The 21,191-nt window shown below is 59.5% G+C and carries 22 protein-coding genes and 1 tRNA gene; 8 read left to right on the top strand and 15 right to left on the bottom strand.

The features are described 5' to 3' along the window. The first annotated feature begins 628 nt into the window (after positions 1 to 628). The 7 genes from ACSMDR_RS05630 to chbG all read left to right on the top strand — a co-directional run bounded on the left by ACSMDR_RS05630 (position 629) and on the right by chbG (position 7,327). Positions 629 to 949, top strand: a complete 321-nt coding sequence (locus ACSMDR_RS05630; RefSeq protein ID WP_436467554.1) for a PTS sugar transporter subunit IIB — start codon at positions 629 to 631, stop codon at positions 947 to 949. 10 nt (positions 950 to 959) lie between these two features. Continuing rightward, on the top strand, positions 960 to 2,324 hold the full coding sequence (gene chbC, locus ACSMDR_RS05635) for a PTS N,N'-diacetylchitobiose transporter subunit IIC (protein WP_436467555.1): 1,365 nt from the start codon (positions 960 to 962) through the stop codon (positions 2,322 to 2,324). A gap of 54 nt (positions 2,325 to 2,378) precedes the next feature. Continuing rightward, on the top strand, positions 2,379 to 3,761 hold the full coding sequence (locus ACSMDR_RS05640) for a glycoside hydrolase family 1 protein (protein ID WP_436467556.1): 1,383 nt from the start codon (positions 2,379 to 2,381) through the stop codon (positions 3,759 to 3,761). 56 nt (positions 3,762 to 3,817) lie between these two features. Further along, positions 3,818 to 4,159, top strand: coding sequence for a PTS N,N'-diacetylchitobiose transporter subunit IIA (gene chbA, locus ACSMDR_RS05645; RefSeq protein ID WP_436467557.1), 342 nt, complete (start codon positions 3,818 to 3,820; stop codon positions 4,157 to 4,159). A gap of 32 nt (positions 4,160 to 4,191) precedes the next feature. Next, positions 4,192 to 5,019 carry a transcriptional regulator ChbR gene (gene chbR / locus ACSMDR_RS05650; protein WP_436467558.1) on the top strand — a complete coding sequence of 276 codons (828 nt, stop codon included), beginning with the start codon at positions 4,192 to 4,194 and terminating at the stop codon, positions 5,017 to 5,019. A gap of 151 nt (positions 5,020 to 5,170) precedes the next feature. Then, positions 5,171 to 6,517: a 6-phospho-beta-glucosidase gene (locus tag ACSMDR_RS05655; protein WP_436467559.1), complete on the top strand. Its 1,347-nt coding sequence runs from the start codon at positions 5,171 to 5,173 to the stop codon at positions 6,515 to 6,517. A 48-nt stretch (positions 6,518 to 6,565) separates the two neighbouring features. Beyond that, a complete protein-coding gene (chbG, locus tag ACSMDR_RS05660; RefSeq protein ID WP_436467560.1) occupies positions 6,566 to 7,327 on the top strand; it encodes a chitin disaccharide deacetylase in 762 nt (253 codons plus the stop codon). Between the two features lie 153 nt (positions 7,328 to 7,480). On the opposite strand, the gene ACSMDR_RS05665 is transcribed toward chbG, so the two are convergent. Continuing rightward, positions 7,481 to 7,568 (bottom strand) — tRNA-Ser (locus ACSMDR_RS05665). A 196-nt stretch (positions 7,569 to 7,764) separates the two neighbouring features. Between ACSMDR_RS05665 and ACSMDR_RS05670 the strand changes: the two genes are divergently transcribed. Next, a complete protein-coding gene (locus ACSMDR_RS05670; protein WP_436467561.1) occupies positions 7,765 to 8,517 on the top strand; it encodes a DsbA family protein in 753 nt (250 codons plus the stop codon). Positions 8,518 to 8,597: 80 nt separating this feature from the next. On the opposite strand, the gene galE is transcribed toward ACSMDR_RS05670, so the two are convergent. The 14 genes from galE to phrB all read right to left on the bottom strand — a co-directional run bounded on the left by galE (position 8,598) and on the right by phrB (position 21,181). Next, positions 8,598 to 9,611, bottom strand: a complete 1,014-nt coding sequence (gene galE, locus ACSMDR_RS05675) for a UDP-glucose 4-epimerase GalE (RefSeq protein WP_436467562.1) — start codon at positions 9,609 to 9,611, stop codon at positions 8,598 to 8,600. Positions 9,612 to 9,695: 84 nt separating this feature from the next. Beyond that, entirely contained in the window at positions 9,696 to 10,715 is a 1,020-nt protein-coding gene (locus ACSMDR_RS05680) for an FAD-binding oxidoreductase (protein WP_436467563.1), read from the bottom strand. Between the two features lie 129 nt (positions 10,716 to 10,844). Continuing rightward, a complete protein-coding gene (gene hcp, locus ACSMDR_RS05685; protein WP_436468202.1) occupies positions 10,845 to 12,494 on the bottom strand; it encodes a hydroxylamine reductase in 1,650 nt (549 codons plus the stop codon). A 204-nt stretch (positions 12,495 to 12,698) separates the two neighbouring features. Beyond that, positions 12,699 to 13,166, bottom strand: a complete 468-nt coding sequence (locus ACSMDR_RS05690) for a Dps family protein (protein ID WP_436468203.1) — start codon at positions 13,164 to 13,166, stop codon at positions 12,699 to 12,701. Positions 13,167 to 13,235: 69 nt separating this feature from the next. Continuing rightward, positions 13,236 to 13,853, bottom strand: coding sequence for a DUF3833 domain-containing protein (locus ACSMDR_RS05695; protein ID WP_436467564.1), 618 nt, complete (start codon positions 13,851 to 13,853; stop codon positions 13,236 to 13,238). A gap of 163 nt (positions 13,854 to 14,016) precedes the next feature. Continuing rightward, positions 14,017 to 14,535 (bottom strand): chalcone isomerase family protein, encoded by a 519-nt coding sequence (locus ACSMDR_RS05700; protein WP_436467565.1) that lies wholly within the window; start codon positions 14,533 to 14,535, stop codon positions 14,017 to 14,019. Beyond that, positions 14,492 to 14,710 (bottom strand): TIGR02450 family Trp-rich protein, encoded by a 219-nt coding sequence (locus ACSMDR_RS05705; protein WP_005897010.1) that lies wholly within the window; start codon positions 14,708 to 14,710, stop codon positions 14,492 to 14,494. Before ACSMDR_RS05705 ends, ACSMDR_RS05700 begins: the two co-directional genes overlap by 44 nt. Before the next feature lie 6 nt (positions 14,711 to 14,716). Next, positions 14,717 to 15,244: a DUF2878 domain-containing protein gene (locus ACSMDR_RS05710; protein ID WP_436467566.1), complete on the bottom strand. Its 528-nt coding sequence runs from the start codon at positions 15,242 to 15,244 to the stop codon at positions 14,717 to 14,719. Next, a complete protein-coding gene (locus tag ACSMDR_RS05715) occupies positions 15,241 to 16,494 on the bottom strand; it encodes a class I SAM-dependent methyltransferase (RefSeq protein WP_436467567.1) in 1,254 nt (417 codons plus the stop codon). Before ACSMDR_RS05715 ends, ACSMDR_RS05710 begins: the two co-directional genes overlap by 4 nt. Further along, positions 16,494 to 17,246 (bottom strand): DUF1365 domain-containing protein, encoded by a 753-nt coding sequence (locus ACSMDR_RS05720; RefSeq protein ID WP_436467568.1) that lies wholly within the window; start codon positions 17,244 to 17,246, stop codon positions 16,494 to 16,496. Before ACSMDR_RS05720 ends, ACSMDR_RS05715 begins: the two co-directional genes overlap by 1 nt. Continuing rightward, positions 17,243 to 18,499 carry an NAD(P)/FAD-dependent oxidoreductase gene (locus ACSMDR_RS05725; RefSeq protein WP_436468204.1) on the bottom strand — a complete coding sequence of 419 codons (1,257 nt, stop codon included), beginning with the start codon at positions 18,497 to 18,499 and terminating at the stop codon, positions 17,243 to 17,245. Before ACSMDR_RS05725 ends, ACSMDR_RS05720 begins: the two co-directional genes overlap by 4 nt. Next, on the bottom strand, positions 18,496 to 19,212 hold the full coding sequence (locus tag ACSMDR_RS05730) for an SDR family NAD(P)-dependent oxidoreductase (protein ID WP_005896997.1): 717 nt from the start codon (positions 19,210 to 19,212) through the stop codon (positions 18,496 to 18,498). The genes ACSMDR_RS05725 and ACSMDR_RS05730 overlap by 4 nt, the downstream gene beginning before the upstream one ends. 79 nt (positions 19,213 to 19,291) lie before the next feature. Next, the gene (locus tag ACSMDR_RS05735; protein WP_436467569.1) at positions 19,292 to 19,720 is read right to left on the bottom strand and encodes a nuclear transport factor 2 family protein; all 429 of its coding nucleotides are present in this window, start codon (positions 19,718 to 19,720) and stop codon (positions 19,292 to 19,294) included. A gap of 51 nt (positions 19,721 to 19,771) precedes the next feature. Continuing rightward, positions 19,772 to 21,181: a deoxyribodipyrimidine photo-lyase gene (phrB, locus tag ACSMDR_RS05740; RefSeq protein ID WP_436467570.1), complete on the bottom strand. Its 1,410-nt coding sequence runs from the start codon at positions 21,179 to 21,181 to the stop codon at positions 19,772 to 19,774. Positions 21,182 to 21,191: the final 10 nt, after the last annotated feature.

Consider the following 21,191-nt stretch of genomic DNA (forward strand, 5'->3'; position numbering starts at 1 on the left):
CGTTGAGACGCTCCAAAGACTTGAGGTGCCCACGCTTCTCGGCGCCGTCAGGCTAGGCAGTGTCAGGCTCCAACCATCAGACCGAAATGGAGGCATGCTGCGGTTGGCGCCGACCTCTGATGGCCCCTTGGTGGCTTTTTGATGTTGCACAAGCATGCAAGATGCCTCTGAACCCGGGCACGGCCAGGAGATGAAGCTCCCGCTACATGGTCAACAACAGCACATAACTTTCAGCAGCCACCAAAAGCCATATCAGGCGACAACATCAATATAAGTCCATTCGCTCGAAACTGTGAAGCACCACATATTATTGATAGTTGTTACCACTGAATGGTTAAAAACCGTCAATAAATTTGTAAGTTGATGAAATCAAAACATATTTAACATCATAACCCTTCACCAAAAAACCCTCCATTTGGAACCCTATCTTTTCATTCATTGAAATCGTGAACGACACCAAAGTGACAGGTCAATATGGAACTATTTTGTAACTGGTCGAAATATCAGTTGAATCTGTAAGTCATTACAATGATGTCAATGAGGGATGATTACTTAACAATTGATGTGACGGCAAGAGACAGCTTCATCCCCCCCTATACAACTGGTTTTTAATCGTGAGGTAGTGGTTATGGAAAAGAAACGGATTTACCTGTTTTGCTCTGCCGGGATGTCGACGTCACTGCTGGTCTCGAAGATGAAGGCGCAGGCTGAGAAATATGATGTGCCCGTGGAGATAGATGCCTACCCGGAAACCCTGGCCGCCGAAAAAGGGCAGGATGCCGACCTGGTGCTGCTGGGCCCACAGATTGCCTACATGCTGGCTGAGATCCAGACACTGCTGCCGGGCAAGCCGGTCGAGGTCATCGACTCCCTGCTCTATGGCAAGGTCGATGGGTTAGGCGTCCTCAAAGCCGCCGTCGCATCCATCAAGAAAAGCCTCACTCAGTAAGGAGAACACCGTGAGCACTATCATCGCGTCCCTGGAAAAGGCCATATTGCCCGTTGCCGTCAAGCTGGGTAAGCAGCCTCATATCAACGCCATCAAGAATGGCTTCATCAAACTGATGCCCCTGACCCTGGCCGGGGCCATGTTCGTCCTTATCAACAACGTCTTCCTGAGTTTTGGGGAAGGATCCTTCTTCTACTCCATGGGGGTGCGCCTCGATCCCGCCACCATCGCCACCCTGGATGGCTTCAAAAGCATAGGGGGCAGCGTCTATAACGGCACCCTGGGGATCATGTCCCTGATGGCCCCCTTCTTCATTGGTCATGCCATGGCAGAAGAGCGCAAGGTCGACCCCCTCTCGGCGGGCCTGCTCTCGGTCGCCGCCTTCATGACGGTCACCCCCTTCAGCGTCGGTGATGCCTACGCAGTGGGAGCCAACTGGCTGGGTGGCGCCAACATCATCTCCGGCATGCTCATCGGTATCGTCTCGGCTGAGATGTTTGCCTTCATCATCCGTCGCAACTGGGTGATCCGTCTGCCTGACAGCGTACCGACCTCGGTCGCTCGCTCCTTCTCTGCCCTGATCCCTGGCTTCATCATCCTCTCCATCATGGGGATAGTCGCTTACCTGCTCCAGACAGAGGGCAGCAACTTCCACCAAATCATCATGGATACCATCTCCACCCCCCTGTCCAACATGGGCGGTCTGGTCGGTTGGGTCTATGTGCTCTTCTCGCCGCTGCTCTGGTTCTTCGGGGTTCATGGCTCCCTGGCCCTGTCGGCGCTGGAGAATGGCATCCTGGTACCCTTCACCCTGGAAAACGTTGCGCTCTATACCCAATACGGCTCGGTCGATGCGGCCATCGCCGCGGGCAAGGCATTCCACGTCTGGACCAAGCCGATGCTCGACTCCTACATCTTCCTCGGCGGTACGGGTGCCACGTTGGGCCTCATTCTTGCGGTGTTCATGGTCTCGCGCCGTGATGACTACCGTCAGGTTGCCAAGCTGGGTCTGCCCGCCGGTATCTTCCAGATCAACGAGCCCATCTTGTTTGGTCTGCCGGTCATCATGAACCCCGTGCTGCTCATCCCCTTCGTGATGGTGCAGCCGGTGCTGGCGACCATCACCCTGTTCGCCTACCACACAGGTTTTATCCCGCCCATCACCAACATGGCGCCCTGGACCATGCCGGCGGGATTGGGGGCTTTCTTCAACACCAACGGCAGCATCACCGCCGCGCTGCTGGCGATATTCAACCTGGGGGTTGCGACCCTGATGTATGTCCCCTTCGTGCTGATAGCCAACAAGGCCCAAGCCGTTATCGAAGAAGAGAAAGAGGAGAGCGAAGAGGATATCGCGCTGGCCCTGAAATTCTGATGACAACCCCGGGAGGAGCCTGGCTCCTCCCTCTTCAAGCCGAAGGAGAATAAGATGACGTATCGCTTTCCGGATGAGTTTTGGTGGGGAAGTGCCAGCTCGGCGCCCCAGATGGAAGGGGCATCGAGGCGGGATGGCAAATCCGACAACATCTTCGACTACTGGTTCTCCATTGAGCCAGAGCGCTTTCATCAGGGCATAGGCCCGGCGCAAGCCTCGACCTTCTATGATCGTTTTGAAACCGATATAGCATTACTCAAACAGCTGAATCACAACAGTTTTCGTACCTCCATTTCCTGGTCTCGACTGATCCCGGACGGAACGGGTGAGGTCAATCAACAAGCCGTCGCCTTCTACAACAGCGTCTTTGACCGCTTGCTGGCCGAGGGGATAACCCCCTTCATCAATCTCTACCACTTCGATATGCCCATGTGCATGCAGGCGCGAGGAGGATGGGAGAGCCGGGACGTCGTGGCCGCCTATGTACGCTACGCCGGCTTGTGCTTCGAACTGTTCGGCTCACGGATCAAGCATTGGTTTACCTTCAATGAACCCATAGTGCCGGTCGAGTGCGGTTACCTCGGCCACTTCCACTACCCCTGCGTGGTGGATTTTCGCCGCGCGGTCACGGTGGCCTATCACACCGCCCTGGCCCATGCCGGGGCGGTCAAGGCCTTTCGTGATGCGGGCGCCTGCGGAGAGATCGGCATCATCCTCAATTTGAGCCCTACCTACCCTCGCTCCGACACGGCAGAAGACCGCCAGGCTGCGCGCTGGGCCGACTTGTTGCTCAACAAGAGTTTCCTCGATCCGGCGCTCAAGGGAAGTTATGACCCGGAGCTGGTTGCCCTGCTGCGCCAGCACGATCTGCTGCCCGAGGTGGAAGCCGGTGACAAGGCGCTACTCGGTGCCGGGCGAGTGGATTGGCTGGGGATCAACTATTACCAGCCACGGCGGGTCAAGGCCAAGGAGCAAGCCTGTTCGGGGGCGCCGCGCACTCCCGAAGATCTGTTCGACTTCTACGAGATGCCGGGACGCAAGATGAACCCGCACCGGGGCTGGGAGATCTACGAGAAAGGGGTCTATGACATTCTCACCGAGCTGCGCCTGGGCTATGGCAATCCTCGTTGCTACATCTCGGAAAATGGCATGGGTGTCGAGGGGGAAGAGCGCTTCATCGGGCCCGAAGGACGGGTCGAAGATGATTATCGCATCGACTTTATTCGCGGTCACCTCGAGTGGCTGCATCGCGCCTCCCAAGAGGGCAGTGCCTGCTGTGGCTATCACCTCTGGACCTTCATCGACAACTGGTCCTGGCTCAACGCCTACAAGAATCGATATGGCCTGGTCAGGCTCGATCTGGCGAGCCAGGTGCGCACCATCAAGAAGAGCGGCTATTGGTTCGCCGAGGTGGCACGCAACCATGGTTTCAATTAAGTGAGATTCAAATAAACCGCTTTCAATCAACTAGCTGTAATCAAGGGGATAAAGAGATGTTCGATATGGACAACATAGAGGCAGAGACTACGACGTGCGATGACATGGAAGAGGTGGTGATGGGGCTCATCATCAACTCGGGGCAGGCACGCAGCCTGGCCTATAGCGCCTTGAAGAAGGCCAAGGAGGGTGACATGGCGGCGGCTCGCCAGCTGATGACCCAATCCCGCGAGGCCCTCAATGCCGCCCACCTGGTACAGACCCAGCTGATTGAGAGCGACCAGGGCGAGGGCAAGATCCCGGTGACTCTGGTACTGGTCCATGCCCAGGATCACCTGATGACCTCCATGCTGGCGCGGGAGCTCATCGACGTGCACGAAAAACTGCTCGCCAAGTAACAACGGCATCGGCCAGTCACAAGGGGCGAATAATGAACGTCAAGACCATCCGGGAAAACGAGCTGTTCAACAACAGACCCTTCCACATGTTCATCTACAACAAGCAGGTGAGCGGCACTGGGTTGCACCAGCACGACTATTACGAGTTCACCCTGGTGTTGACCGGTCGTTACTACCAGGAGGTCAACGGCAAGCGGGTGCTGCTCGAGCGCGGCGATCTGGTGTTCATTCCGCTGGGTTCATCGCATCAGAGCTTCTACGAGTTCGGCACCACCCGGATCTTCAACGTCGGGATCAGCCGCAGCTACTTTGACGAGCACTTCAAATACCTGCTGCCGGAGCACTTCGTGGCCTCCCAGGCCTATCCGCTCAAGAACGAATTTCTGAGCTACATAGAGTCGGTGCTGGTCTCCCCCGGATTTAGGGAAGAGGCCCTGACCGAGTTCCTCGAAGGCGTAACCTACTCGGTGATGAACCGGCTGCGCCACTACAAGGATGCTTCGGCCAGCGAAGATCTCCCGCTCTGGCTCCATGAAGCGGTGGAGCGCATGCACGATCGCCCCCTGTTCGCCGAAGATGCCCTGGCCAATCTGGTCAGTCTCTCCGGCAAGAGCCAGGAGTACCTGACCCGGGCCACCCGGCGTTACTACAACAAGACACCGATGCAGATCATCAACGAGATCCGGGTCAACTACGCCAAGATGCAGCTGGAAGTCACCAACGACTCCGTGGCCGATATTGCCTTCGAGACCGGCTACAACGATGTCAGCCTCTTTATCAAAAACTTCAAGAAGCTGACCTCCTTTACCCCAGGCAGTTACCGAAAATATCTCTATCCGAAATTTGAGACCCCTGCCTGAAATGGGCTGAAGGTATTTTTTTTAAAAACAATACCTTGCGAACGAACCAAACAGATTCATCGGCCCCTGCCCCAGGTGGCTGCGGCCCCTCTCACCCCTGGTACAGAGCGGCTCCTTATTCAACCTATTTGAGAATGATGAAGAGGTGTTTATGAACACGAAGCTTAAAGTGGTCACCATAGGTGGCGGAAGCAGCTACACCCCGGAGTTGGTCGATGGTTTCATCAAGCGCTACGCCGAGCTGCCCATCGACGAGTTGTGGCTGGTCGATGTCCCCGAAGGAGAGGCAAAACTGGCCATCATCTTCGACCTTTGCCAGCGCATGATCACCAAAGCCGGCATCCCCATGACACTGCACAAGACCCTGGATCGCCGCGCCGCGCTGCAAGGCGCCAGCTTCGTCACCACCCAGTTGCGGGTCGGCCAGCTGCAAGCCCGGGAGAAGGATGAGCGCATCCCCCTCAGCCATGGCCTGCTGGGTCAGGAGACCAATGGCGCGGGCGGCCTGTTCAAGGGACTGCGCACCATCCCCGTCATCTTCGACATCATCAGGGACGTAGAGGAGATCTGCCCGGATGCCTGGCTCATCAACTTCACCAATCCAGCCGGCATGGTGACCGAAGCCGTGCATCGTCACACCCAGTTCCGCCGCTTCATCGGGGTGTGCAACATTCCGGTCGGCATGCAGATGTTTGTGCGAGACGCCCTGAAGGTCACGGCGCAGGACACGCTCTCCATCGACATATTCGGCCTCAATCACCTGGTCTTCATCGGCGATGTATGGGTCAATGGGGTCTCGCGCTTCGATGAGCTGCTCGAAGGGGTGATCGACGGCAGCCTCACCAGCTCCAGCTCGGTCAAGAATATCTTCGACCTGCCCTTTGATGAGAGCCTGATGCGTGGCCTGCGCCTGTTGCCCTGCTCCTACCTGCGTTACTACTTCAAAGAGAAAGAGATGCTGGGGATCGAGATGGGCGAATTCTACAAGGGCGGCGCCCGGGCCCAGGTGGTACAAAAAGTGGAGAAGACGCTGTTTGAGCTCTACCAGAACCCCGAACTCAATGAGAAACCCAAGGAGCTGGAGCTGCGCGGCGGTGCCTACTATTCCGATGCGGCCTGCGAGGTGATCAGCGCCATCCATAACGACAAGCGCAGCGAGCAGTATGTGATAGTCCCCCACCATGGCCATGTCACCAACATTCCGGCCGACTGGACCGTCGAGATGACCTGTCTGGTGGGCCGTGATGGCGCCATTCCCCACCCGCGCCTCACTCGCTTTGACGACAAGGTGAACGGGCTCATTCACCTCATCAAGAGCTTCGAGATTGCCGCCTCTCAGGCCGCAATGAGTGGCTCCTTCGATGACTTGCTGCTGGCCATGAACCTCAATCCGCTGATCCACTCAGACAACGAGGCGAAAATCGTTGCGCGGGAGCTGCTGCTGGCACACCGCGAGCATTTGCCCAAGTTTGCCGCCGCCATTGCGGATCTTGCCTGATGACACTGGACCCCGCTGGCCTACAGCGGGGCAATACAGGAGATTGAGATGCATAAAAGATTGATTATCAACGCCGATGACTTCGGGCTTTGCCGCGCCCAGAACTACGGCATTGTGGAAGCCTTCGAGCATGGGGTGGTCAGCTCGACCACCGCCATGGTCACCTCCCCGGCCATAGAACATGGGGCCTGGCTGGCCGCCCGCTTCCCGGCCTTGCCCATTGGGCTGCATTTTGTGCTCAGTTGGGGCAACCCCCTCTCCCCTCTCCCCTGCCTGGTAAACGCCCAAGGGGAGCTGGACAAGGATATCTGGCGAAAAAGCGAGGAGGGCCTGCTGGTCGAGAGCGAAATCATTCAGGAGCTCCACCAGCAGTTCGACCGCTTCGTGACGCTGTTTGGCCGGGCGCCCAGCCATATCGACAGCCATCACCATGTGCATATGTTGCCGACCATCTACCCGCTGGTGGAAACCTTTGCCCGGCAGCAGGGTATTCCCCTGCGCATCGACAGAGATGAAGTTCGCCGCCACGGTTTGACCGTCACTGACGCGCTCAGCTGCGAGCATTTCGACAGTCGCTTCTATGGCGAACAGCTCACCCGGGAGTGGTTGCTGCAACTGCTCGATGATGCCGATGAGCAAGGGGCAAGCTCCCTTGAGATCATGTGCCACCCCGCTTTCATCGATCTCGACGTGCAGCGCAGCTCTTACAACCTGCCCCGGCTCACCGAGCTCGCCATTCTCACCGACCCAGCCCTGCCAGCCCTCATCGCCGAGCGAGGCTATCGCCTGTGCAGTTATCGAGACTGGTAGCAGCAATAACACGTGGCGCCTGATCTCCGCCATGGCAGCCGGCCTTGCAGGTAGCCGCGCAACATGACGACGCACAGTAATAATGCTGTGCAAGCACCAAAAGTCCCAATGCAAAAAGGCCACCCCTTGGGTGGCCTTTTTGGCTTCAATAAATGGCGGAGGAGGTGGGATTTGAACCCACGGATGGTCACCCATCGCCGGTTTTCAAGACCGGTGCATTCAGCCGCTCTGCCACCCCTCCGCAGCAGTGCGACGGATATTACCCATGCTCGGAGCCCTTGTAAATCCCCTGTCAGACTGTTTGCTGCTTTATTGGCCTATCTGGCACATCTGGTAGATAAAAAACTCATAAGACCCGCTTTTTCAAGCGGATGGCTTGACTTGATGCATGGCTCCACCACTATAGGCAACACTGTAAAAATGCCAGGAAAGATGGAATGAAGACGATCAAGCATGCCCTGTTTTGCGCCCTGGCTGGCGCGTCCCTGCTCGCGGCCCCCGTCCAGGCCAGCGAACTGACCAAGTCCGACGTCGAACAGATAGTGCGTGATTATCTGGTCAAGAACCCGGAAATCCTGGTCGAGATGTCCAATGCCCTGCGCGCCAAGCAGGAGAGCCAGCAATCGGTCAACGACAAGGCGATGATCCAGGCCCATGCCAGTGATCTCTATGGCGCCAAGGATCCCGAGGCCGGCAACCCCAAAGGCAAGCTGACCGTGGTCGAGTTCTTTGACTACAACTGTGGCTACTGCAAACGGGCTCACCCCCTCGTCAAGCAGCTGCTGACCGAAGACAAGGACATTCGCTACATCTACAAACAGTTCCCCATACTGAGCCCGACCTCCGCCTATGCCGCACGCGCCGCCCTGGCTGTCCAGCTGAGTCAGCCCGAGAAGTATCAGGCCTTCCATGACGCTCTCTACTCTCATCAGGGCCCGCTGGCCAGCGAAGCTCAGGTCAAACAGATCGCCGAAAGCGCTGGGGTCAACTGGAGCAAGGCCGAGGCCAAGTTCAAGGATGCCAGCATAGACAAGATCCTGGGCACCAACCGGGCACTGGCCGAAGCCATGAATATCTCGGGCACCCCGGGTTTCATCATCGGTGATCAGATCCTGCGTGGCGCCCCTCGCGACATGGCCAGCCTGCAAGATGTGATCAAGGATGCACGCGCCGGCAAAGCCATCCAGTAACTCAGCCGTCACACACTGCCCGTCATACTAAAACGCCCCGACCATTGGTCGGGGCGTTTTGCCATCTGCCGTTCAACCTCTTACGACTGATAACCGTTCGGGTTCTGGCTTTGCCAGCGCCAGGTGTCGGCCATCATCTGCTCGAGCCCGCGCTGCGCCTGCCAGCCAAGTTCAGCGCTGGCCTTGTGCGGTTCTGCCCAGCACTCGGCGATGTCACCGGGGCGACGGGGTTTGATCTGGTACGCTATGGTGCGGCCACTGGCGGCTTCGAACGCGCGGATCATCTCCAGCACCGAATAACCCTGACCAGTACCCAGGTTGTAGGTGAATACGCCACTATCTGACTCGATGCGGGCCAGCGCCTTGAGGTGACCGATGGCGAGATCCACCACGTGGATGTAGTCTCGCACGCCGGTGCCATCGGGGGTCGGATAGTCATTGCCAAACACCCCCAGCTCCTTGAGCTTGCCGACACCGACCTGGCTGATATAGGGCAGCAGGTTGTTGGGGATGCCGTTGGGATCTTCACCGATGAGGCCGCTCTCGTGAGCGCCGACCGGGTTGAAGTAGCGCAGCAGCACGATGGACCAGCGCGGATCGGATCTGGAGAGATCCCGCAGTATCTCTTCCACCATCAGCTTGGAGCGGCCATAGGGGTTGGTGGCGCTGGTGGGGAAGTCTTCCCGCAGCGGCACGGAGGCGGGATCCCCGTAGACGGTGGCCGAGGAGCTGAACACCAGCCGGAACACGCCCGCCTTTGCCATCTCCTCGCACAAGACCAGAGTGCCGGTAATGTTGTTCTGATAGTAAGTGAGCGGGATCTGGCTCGACTCCCCCACCGCCTTGAGGCCGGCGAAGTGGATCACGGATGCAATGTCGTGCTCGGCAAACAGCCGCTGCAGACAAGCCCTGTCCAAAATATCCCCTTCGACGAAGGTGACCGGCTTGCCGGTGATCCGCTCGACCCGTTTGAGGGACTCGAGAGACGAGTTGGAGAGGTTGTCCAGCACCACGACCCGCTGCCCGGCACCCAGCAGCTCAACCAGGGTATGGGAGCCGATGTAACCGGCACCCCCTGTGACCAATATCGTCATTTGTTATCCCGTGTTTGGTGAAACTGAGGCAGAGTCTACCCGCCCTGCCCGCTCGGGAAAAGAGTGAGATACTAATGACGCCCCTCAATAGTCGAGGCTGACATCCCCCCTAGCGGTACAGGAGCAGGCCAGTGCGACGCCGCCCTCCAGATCCTGCTCACTCAGCGTCATCACGCTCTGCCGTTCGATCTCGCCGGTCGTGTTACAGCGACAGGCGCCACACACTCCGGCTCGGCAGGCGGCATTGATGCGCTCTCCCGCCGCTTCCAGGGCGGCGAGCAGGGTCTGACCCGGCAGTATCTTCACCTTCTTGCCGCTCTTGTTGAGAGTCAGCCAAAAATGGTCGCTGGCGGCTGCAACCGGCGCCGCGCTCGATGTAACAGCAGGCAGGCCGAACGACTCCTGATGCAACTGCTCCGCCGGCAACCCCAGCTCCGCCAAGATGCTACTCACGGCCGCCATGTAAGGCGCAGGTCCGCACAGATAGACGTGGCGAGCAAGCAAGTCCGGCACCAGTTCCTTGAGCATGTCCGGGCTGAGTCGGCCAACCCAGGGGTGCGCAGGCGGGGCCTCTTCCAGTACTTTCTCCAGCACTAAAGCGTGGCGCACGCCGGGGTGGGCTGCGGCCAGCACGGCCAGTTCGTCTGCGAAGATCACATCCTGGGGCGAGCGGGCGCTGTGGATGAAGCGGATGTCCGCCTCAGGCCGCTTGGCCAGCTCGTCGCGCAGCATGGCCCACATGGGGGTGATGCCGGAGCCTGCACTGAGCAGCAGCGGCCGCTCGCAGGGCAGCGCCGTCAGGTTGAAGTCACCGAAGGGACCTTCGGCGCGGATCTCGTCCCCCACCTGCAGGCTCTGGTGCAGATGATGGGAGACCCGCCCCACATCCTTGATGGTGACTTGCCAATGGGTGTCTTGCGGGCTGGAAGAGAGGGTATAGGCGCGGCACTCCGGCTGGCCATCCATCTCGGTGTGCAGAGTGACGCACTGGCCGGCCAGCACGTGGGGCAGGCTTCCTGCAACCGGCGCTAACTGCCAGCTCACCACATCATGGGTGTCGGCGCGACGACCGATGCAACGCAGGGTAAGGGAGGTGGAGATCATCGCAAGGCCCCTCATTTAAAAAAGCTTTTGAAATACGAGTTTTTGAAAAAAAGGCGAGCCATCGGGCTCGCCAAACGCTTACAACATGCTGAGATGATCAGGCTGGCACGGCTTGCGCTATCACCGGATTCAGGCAGCCAGGATCTCGGCCAAGTCCGCCTCGGCAGTGGTGGTGCCTTTCAAACCAAACTGCTCCTCCAGCACCTTGAGCAGGGCCGGGGTCAGGAAGGCCGGAGCAGTCGGACCGGTGCGAATGTCTTTCACACCGAGCGCCAGCAAGGTGAGCAGGATGACGATGGCCTTCTGCTCGAACCAGGAGAGCACCAGGGTCAACGGCAGGTCGTTGACGCCACACTCGAACGCCTCGGAGAGCGCCAGCGCCAGCTGGATGGCGGAGTAGGCATCGTTGCACTGACCCACGTCCAGCAGACGGGGAATGCCGCCTATGTCGCCAAAGTCGAGCTTGTTGAACTTGTACTTGCCGCAGCCCAGAGTGAGCAGCAGGCTGTCTTTGGGGGCGGCCTTGGCAAACTCGGTGAAGTAGGCGCGCTCGGCCTTATCGCCGTCACAGCCGCCCACCAGGAAGAAGTGGCTGATTTCACCCGCTTTCACCTTGTCAATCACTGCTGGGGCGGCCTGCATCAGGGCATTACGGGCAAAGCCGATGGTGATGAAGTGCTCAAGCTCGGTGTGTTTGAAACCGTCCAGCGACAAGGCTTTCACCACCACGGCGGAGAAATCGTCTCCTTCGAGGTGCGTCACCCCCGGCCAGCCGACGATGGAGCGGGTAAAGATGCGGTCGCTATAGTCGCCCACCTTGGGATCGATGATGCAGTTGGAGGTCATCACCACGGCGCCTGGGAAGTTGGCGAATTCCTTCTGCTGGTTCTGCCAGGCGGAGCCGTAGTTGCCCACCAGATGGGGGTACTGCTTGAAGAAGGGGTAGGCCAGCGCGGGCAGCATCTCGCCGTGGGTGTAAACATGGATGCCGGTGCCTGCGGTCTGTTCCAGGATCAGCTTGAGATCCATCATGTCGTGGCCGGAGACCAGGATGCACTTGCCTGGCACTGGAGTGACCCGCACTTGTGTCGGCTCAGGGTGGCCGAAGGCAGTGGTTTCGCCCAGATCCAGCATCTCCATGATGCGGAAGTTGAGCAGGCCGATCTCCATGGCGCATTTGAACAAGGGATCCAGCTCGCTCGGATCCGTGCTGAGCCAGCTCATGATGCGATGGAACTCGGCGGCCACCTCGCTATCCTGCTGATCCAGCACCCGGGCATGTTCCATGTAGGCGGCGGCACCCTTGAGGCCATAGAGGCAGAGCAGACGCAACCCCATGATGTCTTCGTGCACCTCGCTCTTGCCGCGATTGACCGCGGTTTGCGGCGCATGGGCCAACTGGGCGAGCAGCTCCTCACCCGGCTCGAAACCGGCGGCCTGGGGCAAGTCGGTGACTTGCACCGCCAATGCAGCCAGACGGTCGGCCAGTTGCCGACGATGAGCCAGCGCCTGGTTGACATAGGCAACGATGCGGGCGGAGTCGAAGTTGACGTTGGTGAGGGTGGCGAAGAAGGCCTTGGGCACGAAGGCATCGATCTCGTTGTCGATGACACCGTGCTCGCGGGCGGCCAGCGCCCAGGCGCTGAGCCCCTGCAGCGCATAGATCAGCACATCCTGCAGATCCGAGGTTTCAGCCGTCTTGCCGCACATACCTTGTGCATAAGCGCAGCCATTGCCTGCCGGGGTACGAATTGTCTGTTCACATTGCACACAAAACATCATGCCTCTCCTAATTGGACATTTCAGTTGTTTGTTCCGTGGCGATTCTATGTCTCTCGCAAAAAACTTAATAGGCATTCAATTTACCAATTAACTTTTCATTGATGCAGATCAAAAACAAAAAAGCCGCCCAAACGGGCGGCAACTGGGTGGATAACCAGATAAAAGGAGAGATAACTCAGCTAGTTAATACAATATCTGGATTCAATCCAGGTAGGCGCGCAGCATCCACACCAACTTCTCCTGCTGCTGTATGTAGTCAGAAAGCAAGGCGCTGGTGCCCTCGTCCCCCGCCTCGGCAGCGAGACTCAGTATACGGCGCTGGGTGCCGAGCAATTCGCGAAAACCATCCAGCAGCGAGCCGACGCAGGCACGGCCGTCATGCAGCCCCTTCTGCTCCGGGATGGCGGAGACGCTCAAGTAGTCGCTAAAGCTGTGCAGGGGCACGCCATCCAGAGTGAGGATACGCTCGGCCAGGGCATCGATTTTCAGCAACAAATCGTTGTAGATCTCCTCGAACTTCAGATGCAGCTCGAAGAACTGGTTGCCACGGATGTTCCAATGGAAGCCGCGAACGTTCATGTAGAGGATCTGGTAGCTGGCCAGCAGCTGATTCAGCTCGGTTGCCAGGGCTTGAGATTGGGCGATATCAAGGCCGATTGGGTTCTTCATCATGCACCTCCAGATTTGAAAACAGGGGTAGCTTATCGCCAACCAGACTCAAAAGGTAATCGCTATTAGCTAAACCATTGATAGCAAATGGCTATCAATGGTTTCCTTATTGCTGCCGTTACCGGGAGGGGCAGGAGGGGTGGCGCCCAGTCGCTCGATATAGAGGATCACCTCGCCGAGGTGAATACCAAACTTGCTGATCTGGGCCCGATTGATGAGGCGATCCTCATCAAGCAGATACATCCAGTCATCGAAGCTCACCCTCACCACATCGCCATCAGGCAGCGCCAGGTCAAGTTGGTAGCGCCAGTTGAGGGCAAAGCCTTCCGTCTTGCCTATCGCCTCCCCCACTACGTCCGATGCAGTACCGCGCCAGTGACCATCGGCCCCCTTGGCCAGATGCCAGGTACGGGTCTGCTGACGACCGTCATCGAAATGGAACTGCTCGAACAGCTCGCCCTTGCCATCCTGCCAGCGCCCCACCATCTCGACCCGGAAGCGACTGGTCACTTCGCCGCTGCGGTCGGTCACCAGACCATGAGCCACCAGCTTGCCGTTGAAAAAGCGGGCAAGATCCCAGTCTGGCCCTTGGCCACGATAGGCATCCGGACTAACGCCACAACCACCGAGGCAAGCGAGTAAGAGCAGGAGAATAACGCCGCGCCAGCGGCCAGGGTATAACGTCATAACAGGCTCCAGATGGGGGATTGATTGCCCTGGTACGCTGGGGCCCTTAACTGGCGCCTCCATCCCAGGGATATGGCAAAGCCTGGTGTCAACCGGGCTGACACAGGCTATGCCTCACAGATGAGATACGGCCATGCCCCGACGCCGGATCGCTGAGCGCGGCTCAGGGCTGACCACGCAGGCGACGGGTCAGCGCCGGATCCCGACTATTGTCGGCGAGCCAGATGGCAAGAAAGGCATCAGGAAAGCCAGGCTCAGTGATGAGGCCCAGGGGCGCGTCGCGCAGCCAGAGCTCACCGAGTCCCTGCTCATTAACATAGAAGGTGAGCCGATCTCCCTTGTTGACGTCGGGCAGTATGTTCGACAGCGCCCCCAGCCAGCGTACCTGCTGCCGCTCATCCCCCAGGCCCAGTCGTTGCCACTCCTGTCCGGTGGCATCCAGGATATCCTGCTTGTCGATGTCACGGGCATAGGTGAGCGAGAGCGCCTGGGGATAGCGGCGCGCGACATAGCGGCCATCCTGGCTGTAGAGGGTGGCCTCATAAAGCTTGAACCAGAGCCAGTGCATCTCCCCCTGCCCCACCGTTCGGAGTTGCTGCCAGGGCGCCGCCCAGCTCAAAGAACTCCAACAGAGCAGACTAATGCCAGCCCATGCGCCAACGTGCAGGATCTTCCAGTTCATGCCAATCTAGCTCCTGTTCTTGCAACGTATTGATGTCTTGCAAAATGACCCTGTTGAGCTGGCCCGTGCCATCCCGCTGGCAAGAGATCACCATGAAGAAGCGCTCGGCCTGCTCGAACTGAGTCTCCCTGGTCCATTTTGAAAAAAGCAGTGTCTCGGCAGAAAAGGCGTTCATCTTGAGTCACCTCCACAGCATGACCCTTATCCTCACCAGAAGGGGCAACAGAGGGCACCAGATGAGCAACAAAATGATGCCACCTGACCAGCTGCCCTCCCCGATGTCCCATCCCCCTATTTCAGAACCTAAGTGTACTGCGCCAAGCCCAACCCCGATGAGATAAGAGCCAGCGCCGCCAAATCCCCCCAGCACAGCTTGCTGCCAGCGAGGTAGTGCGGCCAGCCAGGCCAGGCCATGGGCCAGGGTGAGAGCAAAGCCAAGCCAGAGCAGAACGAGCCAAGACGGAAATCCATCATCGAATTCAAAGAGTCCGAGCACCGTCAAGCCATAGTCCAGGGCACAACCGAACAATGCCAGTGGCAGCAAACGCAGATCCCGCCAAGGTGTTGGCGAGCAGAGCAGGTGCAGCGCAAGCAGGAGGCCCAGAGGCCAGAGCATCTGCTCACTGACTGCCAGCCACCAATAGAGGTTGAACCCCAGCAGTTGGCCCCAGTGCCACCAGCGGCTACCCGTAGCAGGTTGCTCGCTCAATCGCGCCCCGGCAGGCCGCCATGCCAACCCGCCGGACCCGGCTTGGCCGCCTCCAGTTGCACCAGGCTGATAGCCCGCTCCCAGAATCCCCCCTCGCAATAAGCAAAATAGAAATGCCACAGCCGCATGAAGTCCTGGCTGTAGCCGAGTTTGGGCAGCTCGGGGGCCAGGGCGAGGAAGCGTTCACGCCAGTGGGCCAAGGTACGGGCGTAGTGATGGCCGTGATCGTGCAGGCGCACCAGCTGCATGTCGGTCTCCTTGGCTATCAATCCCGCCATCTGGGAGACACTCGGCAGACAGCCGCCGGGGAAGATGTAACGCTGGATGAAATCGACGCTACGCACATACTGGGCGTGGCGCTGATCGGCGATGGTGATGGCCTGGATAAGCAGGCGACCACCTGGTTTGAGCAGGCGCGACAGCTGGCGGAAATAGTCCGGCAGGAAGGCGTGGCCCACCGCCTCAATCATCTCGATGGAGACCAACTTGTCGAAGGTACCCTCCAGCTTGCGGTAATCCTCCAGCAGCAGGGTAATGCGATCCCCCAGCCCCTCCCGTGCTATCCAGTCACAGGCATAGTCATGCTGGGCCTGGGAGATGGTCGTCGTGGTCACCCGGCAGCCATAATGGCGGGCGGCATAGATGGCGAGCCCGCCCCAGCCGGTGCCTATTTCCAGCAGATGGTCATCAGGACCCAGTTCCAGCCGCTCGCAGATGGTGCGCAACTTGGCCTCCTGCGCCGCTTCCAGGCTCGCCTCGGCATGGGGATAGATGGCGCTCGAATATTGCATCTGGCTATCGAGAAAGCCCTGATAGAGCCGGTTGCCCAGATCGTAGTGAGCCGCAATGTTGGATCTAGACCCCGTAAGCGTGTTGCGATTGATCCAGTGGCGCACCTTGTTGAACGGGAAGCTGAGCCAGCTCAGACGCCGCTCCAGCTTGTCGAGCAGCGTCATGTTGCGCACCAACAACCGCACCAGGGCGACCGGATCCGGGCTGGTCCACAAACCTTCCACCCAGGTCTCACCAGCGGCTATGCTGCCCCCCAGCAACAGGCGGCGATAGAAACTGGGATCTTGCACCACCAGCTCGGTCTGCAACTCGGCCGCGGGATCGCCGAAACTCAGCCGGCGCTCGCCATCACGCAACAATAGATGGCCCTGTTCCAGCCTTGGCAGCAGGCCAAGCACCAGATCGCGGGCCCAGCGATCGATAAAGGTCATTGAGGTCGGGGATTGCACCAGTTCCATCAGCGAGTCTCCGGATGGCTAAAGATAGGGGTTCGTTTGATAAACAGACGCAGCGCCTGCCAATAGATGCCAAGCAGTACCTTCATGGTCATCCAGGGCCAGCGCAGCAGCAATCTCATCAGGGCGTCACGCTCGAACGGTTGCCGAGCCAGCGTCAGGGTGGCATCGAATAACTTGGCCTCCCCGCTGTCGGGATGGCTCTCTATGTGGATCAGGGTGTGCTCCCCGGGGGAGCGTATGCGCCAGTGATAACGCATCGCCAGCCCCATGAAGGGAGAAACGTGGAAATCCTTGGGATGGGGAGCCAGAGCGGCCAGGTCGAGCAGGTAGTAATGACGTTCGTTCCAGGGCGTGTTGGCAACTTCGGCCAACAGATAACGGGCCGCCTCCCCTTGGTAGCAGAAGTAGAAATTGACCGGGCTGAAGTAAAAGCCCAGGCAACGCACGTTGCCAAGCAGCAACACTCGGCCATCGGGCTCGGGGGGGCCGCCCAGCTCGCTCACTTTGGCCCACACCGCCGTCTTGAGGGAACCCTCGCTGCCGCGCAGATAATCCCGTCGGCAAAACGACAGCAAGCCTGCCCGCTCGACCCCGAACCAGGGGCCCCGGTTGAGGGTCGGCAGCTCATCCAGATCCAACCCCAGCATGAAGAGACCATAGGAGAAAGCATGGGCCCGAGGGGCGAAACGACGATGGCGTACCGACCCCTGCCAGAGGGCGCTGTGCAGTACTGATTCGACTGGCGTACTCATAGCTCGACCCCGAAGCGGCGAGCCACGTCGAGGGCGCTGCGCACCCCGTCTTCGTGAAAGCCGTTGTACCAGTAAGCACCGCAGAAATGGGTGTGGCGCTGGCCGCAGATCTGCATCCTCTGTTCCTGAGCCGCCAAGGAGCCCAGATTGAAGACAGGATGTTCGTAGACAAAGCGCCGCAATACCTTGCCCTCATCGACCTGTCCCTGGGGATTGAGACTGACGCAGAGTGCCTCTCTCGTGCGGATCCCCTGCAAGATGTTCATGTTGTAGGTGACCAGGGGGCGCTGGGTTTCCCCCTGATCGAGCCGGTAGTTCCAGCTCGCCCAGGCCTTGCGGCGGGTCGGCAGACACGCCAGATCGGTATGGAGCCAGACATCGTTGGCCTGATAGGCCATGGCGCCAAGCAGGCGCTGCTCGTCCTGACTGGCATCCCTCAGCAGGCCGAGGGCCTGGTCGCTGTGACAGGCGAGGATCACCTCATCAAACGCCTCCTCCCCGTGGCGGCTCTGGATCAAGACCCCCCGCTCGGTGCGGGAGATGGACTGCACCGGGCTGGCGAGCCGGACTCGCTCCTGCCAGCCCCGGGTCAGGGGCGCTATGTATTGGCGCGAGCCGCCAGGGATCACGTACCACTGAGGCCGATTTGCCACATTGAGCAGGCCGTGATGATCGAAAAAGCGCAGGAAAAAACCGAGGGGAAAGGCGCGCATGTCCGCCAGGGTCGATGACCAGATGGCCGCGCCCATGGGCAGTATGTAGTGGCGAGCGAAGTGGTCGCTAAATCGCCCTTCTTGCAGGAAGCGCCCCAGGGTCAGTTCCGGCTTTGCATCTTTCCCCTCCTCGGCCAGCCAGGCCTTGGCCTCGCGATTGAAGCGCAAGATCTCCCTGATGAAGCGGTAAAAACCGGGCCTGAGCAGATTGCGGCGCTGGGCAAACAGGGTATCCAGGTTATGACCGTTGTATTCGAGCCCCTCGGCACTCTTGACGGAGAAACTCATCTCTGTGGCCTGGCGGGCCACACCGATGCGATCGAGCAGGCGCAGGAAGTTGGGGTAGGTTCTGTCATTGAAAACGATGAAGCCGGTGTCGACACTGTGGCTCTGCCCATCCAGGCTGACGTCCACGGTTGCCGTGTGGCCCCCGAGCATGGGCGCGGCTTCAAACAGGGTGATCTCATGGTGGCGGTGTAGCAGGTAACCCGCGGTCAATCCCGAGATCCCCGAGCCGACGATGGCGATTTTCTTCATTATCCGAGTCCTTTCGAGAGTCGTAACCAGAGCCCGGTCGGCAGGGCGCCCAGCAGGCGCAGCATGCAGATGAAGCCATTTGGGTAGTGAATATTGTGCAGGCCCCGGGCCAGACCACGCCGGGTGGCGCTGGCGGCCTGGGCCACCGTCATCAGGCAGGGCATGGTGAAGCGGTTGCGGGCCGTGAGCGGTGTGTCGATAAATCCCGGACGGATCAGGCTGACCCCTATCCCCGAAGCCTTCAGATCCAGGCGCAGGCTGGCGGCCAGATAATCAAGCGCCGCCTTGGAGGCGCCATAGGCTTCGGCTCTAGGCAGTGGCAGCCAGGTGACCGACGAGCTGACGATGGCCAGGCGCCCCCCTTTGCCCAGCTGAGGCAGCAGGGCCGCGAGACAATGGCCGGTCGCCACCAGATTGGTCTCTATCACCCGGGCGAACAGGGCCCCGTCGAAGCGCGGCAACTCATCCAGGTATTCGCAGCTACCGGCATTGAGGATCAACAGATCCAGCCCATCCAACTGCCGGGCCGCGCCTTGGCAGGCCGCGGGATCCCGGGTATCGAAGCAGAGTGTCTGGATCCCGAGCACGGCAAGCTCGGCCAGCCGCCCTTCATCGCGGCCACAGGCCCACACCCGCCAACCATCGGCGTGATAATCCAGTGCCAACTGGCGACCGAGTCCCGAGCTTGCCCCCGTGATCAATACCCCCTTGCTCATGGCCCCTAACTCCTTGTGATGACAAAAGAGACAATAACGTCTGAGAAAGAAATCGCTAACTGAAATAATGAGTTAGCCATCATTTTCCCAACCTTCCCTTGATGATGCGGATCAGTGAGCCTATCAGGGGCAGCTGCTCGTAGAGCATGGCGCCCATGTCGAAATAGTCGTGATGCAGGCATACCTTGCCCGCGTCATTGAACTCCAGCAGGGTGGCGCCCCGCACGCTCACCGGCGCCCCCCGAGCCAGCCTGGGGTGGCGCAGCGTCATGGTCCAGCCGAGCCAGGCGCTGGCGCCTTGCTGCTGACTGCGTTCTATCTCGAAGGTGCAGGATTCTAGCCCGGCATAGAGCTGGGTGAAGTACGCCTCGAGGGCGGCCAGTCCCTGGATCCGATGAGCCGGATCCAGAAACAGGACATCATCGGCATAAACCTGCGCCAGCCGGTGTATCTGACCCTTGTCGAGCTGCTGATAAAGCGCGACAAAGTTACCCAGCTCAGCGTTCATGGCGCATCCCCACCGAACCGGGGGACAACACAGGCATCGGGCATCTACTCATCAGGGTTTCTCCAGGGTACGGAACATATCGATGGCCACCAGCCTCGCCTTGGCGTGATCCACCATGGGGGCTGGATAGTCATGGCGTCCTTTGACTCTTAGCCAATCCTGGGGTTGATGCAGGTATTGATCAGGGACATCGGCCAGCTCTTTTACCCAAGTACGAATGAACTCCCCTTGTGGATCAAAACGTTGGCCCTGAGTGGTCGGATTGAACACCCGAAAATAGGGGGCCGCATCGGCGCCTGTTCCCGCCGCCCACTGCCAGCCACCGTTGTTGGCGGCCAGATCGCCATCGATGAGCCGACTCATGAAATAGTCCTCTCCCAGTCGCCAGTGAATGTGCAGATCCTTGGTCAGAAAGCTCGCCACTATCATCCGCAGCCGGTTGTGCATCCAGCCTGTCCCATTGAGGCAGCGCATGGCGGCATCGACGATGGGAAACCCGGTTCTCCCCTCGCACCAGGCGGCGAAGGCCACCGGATCCCAGCTCCAGGGCAGGGCCGCCGTTTCCGGTTTGAACGGCAAATTCATGGCGAGGCTCGGTACCCTCACCAGCAAGTGACGGTAGAACTCGCGCCAGATGAGCTCGCTTAACCAGACATAACCGGGTTGCGCCTTTGATTGCGGCCGGTAGCCAAGGCGCTGCTGCAACGCTGCCAGACACTGACGCGGGCTTATGATGCCCAGCGCCAGATAGGGCGAGAGGCAAGAGGTCCCGGGGATGGCTGGAAAATCCCGCGACTCGGGATAATCGAGCACCCCCTGCTCAAGGAAAAGGTGTAGACGGCGCTCGGCCTCCTCCTCTCCCACCGGCCAGTGTGGGTTATCCCAGGGCTTGGTCAGCCCAGACGCCACCAGAGATGGCCAAGCGCATGGTTCGCCCCGGGGCTGGGGGGCTCGGTGAATGACAAAGCCGTCCTCATCGAGGGCCTTTAGCCAGGCCCGGCTAAAGGGGGTGAACACCTTGAACATGCCGCCGCTGCCGGTCAGCACCCGACCTGGGGGCAGCACACAACAGCCGTTGTACCAGTGGCAGCCAATGCCCTCTTGCGCCAACCGCTCGCTCACGGCGCTATCGCGGCGCAGCTCGTCTATCTCTACCGCCTGGTTGGCATAAAGACGAGTGACACCCAGCTCTTGACCAAGCCTGGCCAGCGCCTCGGGGATCTCGGCGAAGGTCGCCACCTCGAGCAGGTGCAACCGGATGCCGAGGGCCGCCAACGCCTTGCCGAGGAGATCGAGCTGCGCCAGCATGAAATCCCGGCGAATGTCGGCCATCTGGTGCTGGCGCCACTGCGCCTTGCTGATGACAAAGAGGGCGGCCAGTTCGCCCGGTTCGGCGCAGGCGTGGCGTAGCGCCGGGTTATCCCGCAGACGCAGATCGTTTCGAAACCAGACCAGCTTCATGGTCACTCCT

The sequence above is a fragment of the Aeromonas molluscorum genome (genome assembly GCF_051376105.1).
Classification (GTDB): Bacteria; Pseudomonadota; Gammaproteobacteria; order Enterobacterales; family Aeromonadaceae; genus Aeromonas; species Aeromonas molluscorum.

Coding starts and splice junctions, on each gene's coding strand:
- ACSMDR_RS05630 (WP_436467554.1), top strand. CDS start 629: ATGGAAAAGAAACGGATTTACCTGTTTTGCTCTGCCGGGATGTCGACG.
- ACSMDR_RS05640 (WP_436467556.1), top strand. CDS start 2,379: ATGACGTATCGCTTTCCGGATGAGTTTTGGTGGGGAAGTGCCAGCTCG.
- chbA (WP_436467557.1), top strand. CDS start 3,818: ATGTTCGATATGGACAACATAGAGGCAGAGACTACGACGTGCGATGAC.
- chbR (WP_436467558.1), top strand. CDS start 4,192: ATGAACGTCAAGACCATCCGGGAAAACGAGCTGTTCAACAACAGACCC.
- ACSMDR_RS05655 (WP_436467559.1), top strand. CDS start 5,171: ATGAACACGAAGCTTAAAGTGGTCACCATAGGTGGCGGAAGCAGCTAC.
- chbG (WP_436467560.1), top strand. CDS start 6,566: ATGCATAAAAGATTGATTATCAACGCCGATGACTTCGGGCTTTGCCGC.
- ACSMDR_RS05670 (WP_436467561.1), top strand. CDS start 7,765: ATGAAGACGATCAAGCATGCCCTGTTTTGCGCCCTGGCTGGCGCGTCC.
- galE (WP_436467562.1), bottom strand. CDS start 9,611: ATGACGATATTGGTCACAGGGGGTGCCGGTTACATCGGCTCCCATACC.
- ACSMDR_RS05680 (WP_436467563.1), bottom strand. CDS start 10,715: ATGATCTCCACCTCCCTTACCCTGCGTTGCATCGGTCGTCGCGCCGAC.
- hcp (WP_436468202.1), bottom strand. CDS start 12,494: ATGTTTTGTGTGCAATGTGAACAGACAATTCGTACCCCGGCAGGCAAT.
- ACSMDR_RS05690 (WP_436468203.1), bottom strand. CDS start 13,166: ATGAAGAACCCAATCGGCCTTGATATCGCCCAATCTCAAGCCCTGGCA.
- ACSMDR_RS05695 (WP_436467564.1), bottom strand. CDS start 13,853: ATGACGTTATACCCTGGCCGCTGGCGCGGCGTTATTCTCCTGCTCTTA.
- ACSMDR_RS05700 (WP_436467565.1), bottom strand. CDS start 14,535: ATGAACTGGAAGATCCTGCACGTTGGCGCATGGGCTGGCATTAGTCTG.
- ACSMDR_RS05705 (WP_005897010.1), bottom strand. CDS start 14,710: ATGAACGCCTTTTCTGCCGAGACACTGCTTTTTTCAAAATGGACCAGG.
- ACSMDR_RS05715 (WP_436467567.1), bottom strand. CDS start 16,494: ATGGAACTGGTGCAATCCCCGACCTCAATGACCTTTATCGATCGCTGG.
- ACSMDR_RS05720 (WP_436467568.1), bottom strand. CDS start 17,246: ATGAGTACGCCAGTCGAATCAGTACTGCACAGCGCCCTCTGGCAGGGG.
- ACSMDR_RS05730 (WP_005896997.1), bottom strand. CDS start 19,212: ATGAGCAAGGGGGTATTGATCACGGGGGCAAGCTCGGGACTCGGTCGC.
- ACSMDR_RS05735 (WP_436467569.1), bottom strand. CDS start 19,720: ATGAACGCTGAGCTGGGTAACTTTGTCGCGCTTTATCAGCAGCTCGAC.
- phrB (WP_436467570.1), bottom strand. CDS start 21,181: ATGAAGCTGGTCTGGTTTCGAAACGATCTGCGTCTGCGGGATAACCCG.